Source organism: Candidatus Nealsonbacteria bacterium DGGOD1a, from assembly GCA_022530585.1.
GTDB lineage: Bacteria > Patescibacteriota > Minisyncoccia > Minisyncoccales > UBA5738 > UBA5738.
Map to the genome: position 1 here is coordinate 900,205 of CP092821.1, position 12,835 is coordinate 913,039.

Consider the following 12,835-nt stretch of genomic DNA (forward strand, 5'->3'; position numbering starts at 1 on the left):
ATAATTAATCGACAAAAAAACTTTTCATTCCCGAAACAATCGATATATGGTCGGCGCGATCCAATTCGGGATAGATCGGCAAACTCAAAACTTCTTTGGCGGCTTGTTCGGAAACCGGAAAATCTCCTTCTTTAAAACCCAAATAAGCGAATGCCGGCTGTAAATGCAGAGGCGTCGAATAATAAACCATTGTCGGAACGCCTTTTTCTTTCAAATATTTCACCAGCTCGCCGCGGCGGGCCGTCCTGATCGTGTACTGATGAAACACATGCGATCCGTCATCGTTTATCGTTGGCAATCCGACACCGCATCCATCCAAACTTTCGTTATAATATTTCGCGTTGGAAATTCTTTTTTTATTGAATTCATTCAAATGCCGCAACTTAACCCGCGCGATCGCAGCCTGAATCGCGTCCAGCCGGGAATTCGTACCCAAAGCCAAATGCGTATATTTGTCTTCCGGCTTGGCGCCATGCGCGCGCAAAAGCTTGACCCTTTGCGCCAAATCATCGTTATCTGTCAGCGCGAAACCGCCATCGCCGCAAACGCCCAAATTCTTGGTCGGAAAAAGGGAAAAACAGCCGATATCGCCGATCGTCCCGACAAATTTTTCCTTGTATTTGGCGCCCACCGCCTGCGCCGCGTCTTCGATGACAAATAAATTGTGTTTTTTTGCGATTGCCAAAATCCCGTCCATATCCGCGGCTTGGCCGAAAAGATGCACCGGAATTATGGCTTTTGTTTTGGAAGTAATCTTTTTCTCAATTTCGTTTGGATCAATATTGAACCCGTCTTTTTCGATATCCGCGAAAACCGGTGTCGCGCCCGCGATCGCCACCGCTTCGGCCGTGGCAAAATAGGTGAACGCCGGAACAATGATCTCGTCGCCCGCGCCGATCCCCAAAGCTTTTATCGACAAAACCAAAGCGTCGGTACCCGAATTCAATGAGAGCGCGTGTCTGGCGCCGCAAAACTCCGCGATTTCTTTTTCAAAATTTTCCACTTCCGAACCGCCGATAAAAACCCCGCTGTCAAGCGTTTTTAAAACCGCCGCATCAATTTCCGCCTTCAAATTATGATACTGTTTTTTCAGGTCAAAAAAATCCATATTTTTATTGAGTGGGTGCCACCTTAATCCCCTTTTTAGAGTATCCTCGTTTGCAAACCAAGCAAGCCGCTTTGCCATTTTTAAAAACCAATTTATTGCCGCACTCGCACATCCACCCGGCCGGACGCGCCGGCACTCCCATCGCCAATCCGTAATCCGGCACATCGTTGGCCACCACCGCGCCCGCGGCAATAAACGCGTTTTTGCCAATCGTTACCCCGCACACAATCGTGGCGTTGGCGCCGATGGTCGCGCCTTCCTTGACCAAGGTCGGCTTCCACACGCCGTAAGCGGGAAAATCTTTTTTGGGATATTTTGCCCGCGGATGGGGGTCGTTGGTGAATACCGCCGACGGACCGACAAAAACATAATCTTCAAGCGTAACGCCGCCCCAAATATCGGTATTTGATTCGATCTTAACGCCATTCCCGATGTTTGCATCGGCGGCAATTAAGCAATTATGGCCGATCGTGCAATTTTTTCCGATAACCGCGCCGGCCAGCGCTTGGCAATTATGCCATATTCTTGTTCCTTTGCCAATCTTGGCTTGCGGCGACACTTCCGCGGTTTTATGAATGATAGGATCCATATAATTTTTCGATCAGTTCAATCGCCGGCAAGACATCGGCCGGCGTTATGCCTTTGCCTTTTTGCAAATCCCGGTAAACGAATTGGTGCAAATTTTCTTCGGCCAGATTTTCTTTGGCGGAAAAATTCACCGCTTCACCGTTGATGATAAATTCCCGCTTCCACGGTTCGTCGATCTTGGCGTCCACCGACACCCGCCAGTCGCATTCGTAATTCGCGCCTTTGATCGCACCCCGGCCTGTTTTGCCGTCAAAAAAATCCATTCTCGCCTCCAGAGCCGGCCCGAACAGGTACAGCAACAACTCGAAATAATGCGATCCCAACACGAACAGCGGGCCGCCGGATTTTTCCATATCGCCTTTCCAGCCGTCAAAATAATGCCGGTCGCGATACACCAAGATATCGATGTCAACTTTATATTTTTGGTCTTTCGTAATTTCCTTTTCCAGCCGCAAAACTTCGGGATGATAGCGCAGCTGCTGAACCGCGAAGATGTTTTTTCGAGCCGCCATATCTTTCACATCGGCTGATTTTATCGCCAGCGGTTTTTCCGACAACACAATTTTACCCGCGTCGTTGGCCGCGATCGCGATCGGATAATGCAAATGGTTCGGCGTCAAAATTACAACACAATCCGCGTCCGGATTTTTAACGGCTTTTTTCCACTCCTCTCCCCGGCCGTGGGTGATATCGCACACATCAACGATCTCGCCGCCGGTTTGCCGGATCGCCTCGAAATGTTTGCGGAAAATAAAGCCTGTACCGATAACAATGTACTTCATATTTTAGATGGTCTTGGTTATTTGTTTTTCGGCGCCGTCACTCCGAACCAAAAAACATTTTTGTAATCCCGCGATTTTATGGCGTTGCGAGTGTCGGCCACCAAGTTCGCTGATTTCGCCAATTCATCGTAATCAATACCGGAATGGTCGGTTAAAATCAAAACCAAATCGTAATTTTTCAGCGATTCCGGATTGTAATCAATGGATTCCATTTTCACCGGTTCCGTATTTTTTATCAAGTAATTTCCCGGAGCAATCGCGAATTCCCGAACGAACGGATCGTAATAATCGACAACCGCCCCTTTGCGCATCAAATCCGAAATCACTTCGCTCGCCGCGGATTCGCGCGGATCATTGATGTCTTTTTTATAAGCCACGCCAAAAACCAGGATCCGCGAACCCTTGATCGATTTGTTTTTCCGATTCAAAACCGAATTGACAAACGACACCGTGTAATGCGGCATTTGTTCGTTAATCTCGCCGGCCAGTTCGATAAAATGCGCCCAAAAATTATATTCCCGCGCTTTCCACGAAAGATAAAACGGATCCAACGGAATACAGTGCCCACCCACCTTGGGCGACGGGTAAAAGGCTTGGAATCCATAGGGCTTGGTCTTGGCCGCTTCAATCACTTCCCAGATATCAATCCCCATTTTGCCCGCGAGCATCGCCATCTCGTTGATCATCGAGATATTGACCAGACGGTAAGTATTTTCCAAAATTTTGGTCATCTCCGCCGCTCGCGCCGACGACACCGGATGCACATGCTTCAAAAACCGCGAATAGAAACTCGCCGCCAATTTCGTGCATTCCGGCGTGACCCCGCCCACCACCTTGCACACTTCATTGAGCGGCAGCTTGTTGCCCGGATCAATGCGCTCGGGCGCGAACGCCAGATAAAAATCTTTACCGCATTTCAAGCCGTTCTCTTCGAACAACGGCAACAAGACCTCGTCGGTCGTGCCCGGATAGGTCGTGCTTTCCAGAATAATGAGCTGGCCGGGACGCAGATATTTCCCGGCTTCGCGCGAAGAATCCCTGATATAGGAAATATCGGGAATTTTATATTTGTCCAGCGGCGTGGGAACGCAAATAATCACCACATCCGCGTCTTTGACCGGCGAGAAGTCAACCGAGGCCCTAAACTTTCCAGCAGCAATAATTTTTTGCAAATCCGCGTCTTTCACATCCTGGATATACGATTCGCCCCGATTGAGGGAATCAACCCGTTTCTGCTGGATATCCAAACCAAAAACTTGCATTCCGGCATTGGCAATTTCCACCGCGTGCGGCAATCCCACATAACCCATCCCGATAATCGCGACCTTCGCTTTCCCTTGATCGATCAAATCTTGCAGATTCATAATTTTAATTTGATGACAATATCTTGTTGATCTTGGCCTTTGTTGATGAACCCACATAGCCGGTGCCGGTCTTCAATCCCAACGGCGCGAGAATTTCGGCGGCGTATTTTTCCTGAAACCTGACCACGGCCGCCCGCGTGTCGATCGAAAACCGGCCCGTCACCGCGCCGCCCGGATAAATCGAATTTCCTTGCGATTTCAACACTTGCTGGAGGCAGGAAACCTGATTATGGTTCTCAACGCCAAAATATAAATCCGCGGTTATACTCCCGCACGAATAGCCGCCGGAAGGCAAAGCGGTTGCCGAAGCCGCCCGCGCCGCCAATATCGCCGAAACCCGCGCGATCTCTTTTTTTAAGACTTCAATCTGCGCCAGCAATGCCTGGATATTCGCGGCGCCGTTGGCGTCGCTTCCGGCATCCTGCCCCGAAATTACCTTGGGCGAAATTGAAATTTTAAAGGTATAGGATTGCTGATTCCCGGCCGAATCGTCAAACCCGGAGGTTTTCCCAGTCGCGAACGGCATCAGCGTCAGCGACGCGTATTGCCGGCCGAAATCCGATAAATTCAAAACGCCGGTACCGTCGCCGGCGATTTCCATATCTCCCAATTCGCATTCGCCTCCGCCGGCATAACAAAGCAGATAAGGAACGCGGAATTTCGCTTGGGCGGCGGCGGAAAAATCCAGCTTCAAACTGCCGTTGCCGCCCACGATCTTTTGCCAATTTCCGGAAAAGAAATCCGTGTTATACATCACCGTGAGCGACACCCGGTCGGAATTAGGCAAATAATTGATCCGGGGCGCTATGCTGAATGCCTGCAGGTCGGCATATTTGTAGCAGTACCGCGATCCCAAACGGCAATCGTTGGCGGAAAGCGCGATCAGCCAATCGCGAAACACGGCCGTAAAACCAATATCGAATCCGTTCTTTTGCAAAGCATAATCGATTGAAGCGATGCCGGTCTGGTTAGTGTTCATCGAATCGGTCAGAATTTTGATGCCGTACTGATCAACCAGATACTGCATAAACAAATGCGCCGCGCCGTAATTGGCCGGTTTGTTGGCCCACTCCACCAAACTTTTCGAGGAATCCGCCGCGAACGAACGCGTGCGCTGTTCAAAATTGCTTCCCGCGAACGGATTGTCATACCCCAAAATGGTTGACGCGTAATCGGCGCGCGCTTCATTGAGCCAAACATCATCCGCCGCGCCGCGCAAACGATCCTTCTGGTTAAAAGTTATCAAATGGGTGAATTCGTGGGCCAGATATGATTTTGCCAGCGGCGAATCGGCGAACCGGGTGTTAAAATAGATCATCTCGCGCTCGTTCGATAAAGGCGCCTGATATTTTGAATATCCGTCGCCGGTGTTGATATATCCCCCGGCATCTTTCACCATGGGATGGAACAGCACCGTGATCTTGCCGTCGCGATTGACCGACGGATTGACATCGCTGCCGAAAACCGAAGTGAGTTTGGGATAAATATTTTTTGAAAATTCCGCGTCCAAGTTTTTGAAATTCGCGCTATATTCAAGCTTGCCGGCGGAATCCAATCCGTTCCACCATTGTTCGTCGACATAAAAATATATCTTGTCCCCCACCCAAACCAAATCCGACAATATCTTCGTCCGCGCCGCGGAATCATAGGTTTTATCGATATTGAAAGTGTTTCTGTCGCCATAACTGTCGGCCCGAACAAAAACCGGCGCCAGCGCAAACGCCAGACCCACAACCGCCGCGAACAATAGATTCTTTCCGCCTTGCGATATCAATTTCATTTATACGCAAAATTTAATCAAAAAAACAATCGCCTCATAATCCAAGGCTATAATCAATTATATAATACAAAACCCCAAAAAACAAAAGAGCGGGCTCACCCTCTCTCTTTGCAAAAAACTTGGTAAAAACATCATTCACTTTTTGTTTTCGGCATAAAAACCAACAACCCCAACCAAAACAAATTTATTTCCTACCGCACCGGCTTGGGGTCGCTCACGCCATTGGGATCGCAACTGTAGACCACGATATCGCCGCCCGCGCTTGACCAAAGCCAATATCTCCCCGCCGGCAACTCAAATTCAGCATATTTTGTTTCGGAAAGACTGATTGTTTTTACCGTATTGGTAGTAATGTCTCTTTGCGAATCATATTCAGGCAAGGCGGAACTATCACCCATAAAAATAGCTGTAGAACCAGGCGATGATCCCGAAAACCCGCTATGAGGGAATCTCCTTGCGGTAATGTATAATCCCTCTCCATTGGTAGTAAATTCAGCAACTTGACCATTCATTTGATATGGCGAACCAAGCTCAACTTGGCTCTTTGGCTCGCAAGGCAAGGTCTCTAATCCTAGTGGTGCTAAAGGCGTAATTACTCCCTGTTTTAACTGATTAAACATCGCCAACAACACAATCATCGCGACAACCGTCACCACCGCAATTACTATCAGAATAATGCGCAAAACCACCTTTAATTTTTTGTTCATATTTTTTATTTATAGAAACTTTCCAAGTTTTGCGGCCAAAAACTCAACGGCCAAGCGGAATTGTAAAATCTTTGATTGCCGATTTTTTTCATCGGCAATTTTTGCCTGCCGGCCAAGTCGGCGATCCTTGCCGGCAGGACAATCTCAATTTCCATCTCGCCGGTTTTATCAATTTCCAAGCCGAGATTTTCCAGCTCGCCTTGCAGATAGAACCAATTTTTGTTTTTGAGCGCGGCGGCGCAAATTTTGCTGTTGCCGCAGAACTTTTTCTCCGGCGACCAATAGACAATCGCGCGGCTGATTTTCAGATTTTGCGCGGCGGCCAATTTTTCATATTTCCAAAAGATATTGTTTTCTTTGAAACTTAAACTGGCAACGGCAGTTTTACCGCCGGAAAAAATCAATTTTAACTCTATGTTTTTCGCCAAATTGTCTTTTGAAAAATCTCGCGGCAATTCAAATTGCCCGGCAATGGCAAATTCTTGATTTTTATTTTTCGCTTTTTGCCATTTGATGAAAGCGGTTTTGACGGCAAGCGACCGCAAGGATTGGCGCGGCTTTTCAACTTCGGCGCTTGTTTGCAAAACTTCTCCCGTGGTTTGATTTTTTGCCATTGCTTGAAACAGCTCTTGGCCTTCAAAGACCGGCAATTCCACGAAGACCCCGCCGTCTTCGTCGGAAGTCAAATTGCCAAAATTCGCGCCGCCGTAGATAATGTTAATTTTTTCTCCTTCATCAATAGCGATATTGTCAAAATAAACGCCATAACTCTCTCCCGCGCGCGGCAATCCCGGATAATTCACTCGAAATTGCTTGGCGATGCCCACCCCCGCGTCATTCTGGCTTTCCAAAATAATCGTGTGCACGCCGGGGTTCATTTCGGGTAAAAGAATTTCCGTATCAATAATTCCGTTTTCATCGACAATCGCTTCCCCGATTTTTTTCGGCTCGGAAAGAATCATTATCGGAACGATTGCGCCCGGAGCAAAACCGCCCAAGTAGAGACTTATCGTTTGCCCGGGCAAAATACCAATCGGGATATTGTTGATCAAAACTCCATTAACCGCGTCCATTACCGCTTGCCCCGCGGACGGCAAACAATCTTCCGCACCGGTTTTGTTGTGCGCGGCCAGAATATTGCAAGCGATAACATCATAACCTTTGGCATTGGGATGGAATAATCCTTTTGAGCGATCATAGCGTATATTCAAATTTCCATTTGAATAATCAACCAAGTTGGCTAAAATTATTCTCATCTGATCCGTGTTGCTTAAGTAATTTAACAATGAGGTTGATAAATTTTTTACTTGATTAAACGCTGTATTAACATCGCAATCCGCGCCACCGTCAAATACATTCAAGTGAACACCCAAGCATTGCTTCCAAGAATTATACGCCGCCAACAAGTTATCAATCAGCGCGCGGGACTGCGCGTCGCCGTTGCCGTCAAGATTGAGCAGTCGCCTGATTTCGGCGTTAAGGTTGGCTTCTTTGACGCCATTTGCCAACGCGGTTGCGGCATTGGCCGGACAAAGAGCGTTGCCGCCCAAAGAACTTTGCAAACTTGCCAGCTCCAGCCGCGGATTGCTTTGCGCAACCGCAAGCTTTGCTTGATTGATTTTTTCATTGATGGCATTCACTTTCCCGCGGGCATAGCCGATGTCTTCTTTGCGCAAACCCCCGCAATAGGAAAGCGATTTGGTGTTTCGGGGAAGAATGTCGGGATAATCCGCTTGAATCACGCGGGCCTTGGCAAAAGTTTGCAAAATTTTATTTTGCGCCCAAACTTCTTTGGCATAAAGCGCGTTGATCGCGGCATTGCTGTCAAATAAATTATCGTCAATATTCTTGCACGAAGCAAACATATCCACCAAAGTTTTGATCTCCGCCGGAGGATTGGGATATTCCTGTAACGCTTTGCGCAAGATATTGGGCAAAAGACAAGCTTGGATAATTTCTACGAATCCGGCACCGTTACCGCCCATGCCAACGGTAACCAAGTCCACATCAGCAGGAGTTAACCCGGCGTCATTCAGTTTGTTCAATGCTTGTTGAAGCTGTGAATCGGGCGCAATTTGATCGGCGGCCATATCGCCGATCACCGGCGGCTGGCTTCCATTTTCAATCTTTGCGCCGCTGCAGGTTAAATCGATCAAAACAATATCTTCGTCGTTCAATTCGGGATGGAATTTGTTTTTGTTGATTTTGGCATAGTTTTGCAGAGCGCGATGGCAAGAATTGTCGCCGGCAATCAATGTGTCGGTATAGGTGCCTTGCTCGTACCCGCGGGCAAGATATTCTTCGGCGCCCTCAATGGAATTCCCCGCGCCTTCGCCGGATTGGTAGGAATCGCCCAAAGCGACATAGACGAATTTGTCTTTGCCGCCGGCAATCTCGTAATTTTCAAACGGTTGGACCAGCGGGAAACTGTCGGTGTAGCCGCCGATCGGGCAAGCGGCATTGCCAATGCCGTCGCCGTCCGGATCTTCCGTTTGGCATTGGGGCTGGTAATTGCCCGGTTTGCCGCGATAAATTTTGTTTTGATATTTATAGCCAAGCTCTTCTTGCGAATTCCAGTAATTGACATAGTCTTGGTAGGGATACAGCGTGCCGTAGAAATCATTCAGATAGATAATGTTGCCGGCGCTTTGAGTACTCACTCCAGCCGACGAGTTATATTCCGCCGGCAGATTGATGTCATATCCGGTATTGTCGCGGAAGATATTGCGGGTGATTTCGGAATTGCCGGAACCATAGTTCACGATATATATTCCATCCAGATTGGATTCGATGATGTTGTTGCTAATCTTGGCTTCCCAAGCGCCGTAATTCAAGCGGATGCCGGCGCTGTTGGTTGCGCCGCGGATGGTAAAGCCGTTGATTTCAGCCGGACCCGCCGCCGTGATCGCCGACACGGCGGGATCAACGGCTTCGATAACCGTGGCGCCCGGCGCGGCATTTTCAGCTTTTAAAATAATCCTGCCCCCGAAAGCCACATTCTCGCGGTAAACTCCGGGCGCAACCAAAATCGTATCGCCATTACTCGCCGCGATGATCGCGGATTGGATGGTTTGGTATTCGCTATCCGGCGCAACGGTGAATGTTGCGGCAAAAACCGAATCCGAAAACGAAAGAGACAAAACGCTAACTATAAAAACCAATACACGCTTTTTTAAATTAAGCATCATATTAAATGATTATAATTATGATTTTATTGATGCGCATATTACAAATTACCAACAAAATTATTTCATTTTATCAACCTCGACAAAAAATTCAAGTTTAAGTTTGCGCAAGGTCGCACCTTGCAAGCTTGCAAGGTGCGACCTTGCGCAACTATTCCCTTGGGATTACCGCGGTAATGACCCCTTGTTCTTGATCCAGCTCTCGGTAAATTCCTTAACCGTTCTCATTCCTTTTCCAATATCATCGGATTTGGCAAAAACTTTCAATAGAAAATCTCTTGCCGTAACCGATGGAAAATTTTTAATTCCGATACTGTCCAAATAACTCGACCATTTGTAATTATTTAAAAATTCAATCGCGGCCTTCAAGTCCTTAACTCCCTCCGTCTTCCAATCCGCGTCGACAAGTTCAACCGGATTTGAAAATACATATTCCGCCAAATGAATGAATTGATTGTTGTCGCCGGCATGGACCGCTTTGAACCTGCCTTGGAACAACGCACCCATCCCTTTTCTTTCGTATCTGTCATTAAAATAACCCGTATAACTGTTGCTTAACTTTTTCATAAAAAGAGACACTCCATCGTTGACAAGCGGCCGTAAAATCAAATGATAATGATTCGGCATCAAAACAAACGCAATAATGTCAACCAGCAGTTCCCTTTTATGGTTTGACAAGGTCGCACCTTGCAAGCTTGCAAGGTGCGACCTTGTCAAACTTTTTTTCCGGCGATCTTGAATCCTTTGGGCCATTCTCACAAAATTGCGGTCATTGCATTCATAAAGAGAAAAAATAAAACGGTAATAATCGGAGTCATCCATAAAAACAATTCTTTTCTCTACGCCGCGGTTAAAGGTATGGTAAACTTCGCCGACAATAAATTCCCGTTTTGAATTTGGCATAAATTTATAATAACTAAATTATATCTAAGCCGAAAAAGTTGCGCAAGGTCGCACCTTGCAAGCTTGCAAGGTGCGACCTTGCGCAACTTTGTTTTGCTGGACGGCGTTGACAATATGGATTAGGGAAAACAAAAAGCCTCTTCGATTAGGAAGAGGCTTTTTGCTACGCCCGCCGCCGCGCAAGGCTTTGGCAAGGCACGCCCGTCCACAAGAAAGGCGATTTGGAAACTGCTATTGAAGGTACACCGCCGGGCTGATCCAAGTGGATTCTCCGTTCATGTAAGACGAGGAAGCACTAACAGGAGCAGCTGAAGTGTGGCCCCACGCAATACCCTTAATCCTTATGTCGTATGTACCCGGACCGCCACGAGTAACAGATGAGTTGGTGGTATTGGCAGTCACCGCAAAGTTTGCCGACGTTCCCGCCGCAATCTTATAGGTTGTGCCCACGGCAACAGTGCCGGACGGTTGGACAAAATTAACATCAGTCAGACGATAATGAGTACCACTCATAACAGTCTCAACGATGAAAGGATCAGTGGTGCTGGCAGTAATATACACATCACCCGTTACGGCCGCAACCTGGATATTGAAGGTCGCAGTCAGAGTTGAGCTGGCACCCGAGTACGAACCCTGCGTGTTGTCTGTGGTGATGCTGGCCAAAGTAAACACCGGGCCCTCGCCATAGACATACGCCGCATTGCTCGTCGCGGTACCAGTGCCGGTAAAGGCGGCACCGTTCGTTTTGGAACCAGAGATACTGGTACCGGTCACGGTAACAATATATGTGTATCCATCTTCAGTCGCGGTCGGAGATGTAACCGTCAACTGATCGTCAACTTTGATCGACAAAGTTTTGGTGGTATCTTTGGGAACCGTGTAGTTCAAATCAGAGAAAGTGGCGTTTCCACTCGTGGAACCAGGAGTTGCCGTTCCAATAACGGTACCGCTGTCATCAACCAAGTAAACCGTATCAGGAATCTGATTTGTTCCGGTTGTGCTCGCGAACATGATGTCGGTAACCGTTTCAATCAACATATCATCCTTGGTCGCTTTCACATCGAATGACATCAATTGCGCGCCAACGATATCTCCGTTGGAATCAGCAACGACATTGCGTTTTTTCGGCGAATTGGCGTTCAAGCTCACGGTCAGCGTGGCGCTTCCGGTTTGCGAAGCATTGACGCTGAAAGTCCGGTAATTGCCTGTCGTCCAAGCCGCCGCGTTGGCTAAACCGCCGTATTGATTCAAACCGGCCTGGTCAACCGCGCGCACGCTCGTCGCCGAAGGAGTGCCGATAATAATGTTCTGCTTGCTTCCCGCGGTCGTTACAAACAAACCGCTCGAAATGCCAGGCAAAACATCAACTTTGACGGTCAACACTTTGCTGGTATTCACCGGCACAACCACTTTGCTGGTAAATCCGGCAAGAGTGATCTGATAGTCGCTGGCCGACACTTTGGAAACCGTGGTGGAATTCAAAGCGCTGGTCGCAATTTCGGTGTCCCCATCATACAAATACACATTGGTAAAGTATGAATAAGGTTGAGAATTGAATCTCAAGGTAACGCGCTGGACATCAACATCCGAACCGGTAGCCTTGACTTTCAAACCCATCACCGCGACTTTGCTGTCGCCTTCATACGCCTTCACGCCATCGGCCGGGCTCGGATTGAGCGAAACCGTGATCGCGCCTTCCGTGCCGGTCTGGGTCACGCCAGAACCAGTGCTTGATCCTGTCGCGCAAGATTCGCCGGTCGTGGGGCTATAACCGGTGGTCGAAGTGCAACCAGCCGGCAAATTGCTGACGGTCGCGCAAGATTCGCCGGTGGTCACGCTGTAACCGGTGGTCGAAGTGCAACCAGCCGGCAAGCCACCGGTTGTTCCGGTTGTTCCGGTTGTTCCTCCGGTTGTTCCGACGGTACCCGCCAACATCGCGTTCAATTTCGCGCGAGTCGACGCACCGACGAATCCGGTTCCCGCGGTCAAACCGACCGGGGTCAAAACTTCCGCGGCATATTTGTTCTGGAACGCAACCACCGCGGTTTTGGTCAAACCGCCAAAATAAGTGGTTTCAAATCCCGCCGAACCAACACCTGTCGCCGCGACTCTGGTGTTAGTATCGGAATTCAACAAGGCTTGCAAACATTTGACATCGTTCCCGGTGGAACCAAGAGTCAAATTATTCGAAAAAGTGATACCCGTGCAAGCGGCGACATTCGTGTTCACTACGCCGCTGGCAGTCGTTCCTGACGAGGTGCCGCCCAATTGGCCCATCAAACCCGACAATTGGGATTGAAGAGCGGCAATCTGGGCCGCCAATTCTTCCGCGGTGGCCGCCTGCGCGTTGGACGCGACAGTCGTTCCCGCGATCGCCAAGGCAATCATGCCCGCGATTAATTTCTTGCTATTCATTGT

At 48.6% G+C, this 12,835-nt stretch carries 9 protein-coding genes; all 9 read right to left on the minus strand.

What is annotated here, in order from left to right:
* Nucleotides 1-4 precede the first annotated feature (4 nt).
* On the minus strand, nucleotides 5-1,108 hold the full coding sequence (locus tag L7H18_04455) for a DegT/DnrJ/EryC1/StrS family aminotransferase (protein UMX47664.1): 1,104 nt from the start codon (nucleotides 1,106-1,108) through the stop codon (nucleotides 5-7).
* Between the two features lie 4 nt (nucleotides 1,109-1,112).
* A complete protein-coding gene (locus L7H18_04460) occupies nucleotides 1,113-1,697 on the minus strand; it encodes an acetyltransferase (GenBank protein UMX47665.1) in 585 nt (194 codons plus the stop codon).
* Nucleotides 1,678-2,478, minus strand: coding sequence for a Gfo/Idh/MocA family oxidoreductase (locus L7H18_04465; GenBank protein ID UMX47666.1), 801 nt, complete (start codon nucleotides 2,476-2,478; stop codon nucleotides 1,678-1,680). The genes L7H18_04460 and L7H18_04465 overlap by 20 nt, the downstream gene beginning before the upstream one ends.
* A 17-nt stretch (nucleotides 2,479-2,495) precedes the next feature.
* The gene (locus L7H18_04470) at nucleotides 2,496-3,842 is read right to left on the minus strand and encodes a nucleotide sugar dehydrogenase (GenBank protein ID UMX47667.1); all 1,347 of its coding nucleotides are present in this window, start codon (nucleotides 3,840-3,842) and stop codon (nucleotides 2,496-2,498) included.
* A gap of 4 nt (nucleotides 3,843-3,846) precedes the next feature.
* Nucleotides 3,847-5,622 carry a hypothetical protein gene (locus L7H18_04475; protein ID UMX47668.1) on the minus strand — a complete coding sequence of 592 codons (1,776 nt, stop codon included), beginning with the start codon at nucleotides 5,620-5,622 and terminating at the stop codon, nucleotides 3,847-3,849.
* 191 nt (nucleotides 5,623-5,813) lie between these two features.
* Complete coding sequence (locus tag L7H18_04480; protein UMX47669.1) at nucleotides 5,814-6,329, minus strand: hypothetical protein; 516 nt, start codon at nucleotides 6,327-6,329, stop codon at nucleotides 5,814-5,816.
* A 5-nt stretch (nucleotides 6,330-6,334) separates the two neighbouring features.
* Nucleotides 6,335-9,517 carry a hypothetical protein gene (locus tag L7H18_04485; GenBank protein ID UMX47670.1) on the minus strand — a complete coding sequence of 1,061 codons (3,183 nt, stop codon included), beginning with the start codon at nucleotides 9,515-9,517 and terminating at the stop codon, nucleotides 6,335-6,337.
* Nucleotides 9,518-9,679: 162 nt separating this feature from the next.
* The gene (locus L7H18_04490; protein ID UMX47671.1) at nucleotides 9,680-10,417 is read right to left on the minus strand and encodes a transposase; all 738 of its coding nucleotides are present in this window, start codon (nucleotides 10,415-10,417) and stop codon (nucleotides 9,680-9,682) included.
* Between the two features lie 231 nt (nucleotides 10,418-10,648).
* Nucleotides 10,649-12,832, minus strand: a complete 2,184-nt coding sequence (locus L7H18_04495; GenBank protein UMX47672.1) for a peptidoglycan-binding protein — start codon at nucleotides 12,830-12,832, stop codon at nucleotides 10,649-10,651.
* Between the last annotated feature and the right edge of the window lie 3 nt (nucleotides 12,833-12,835).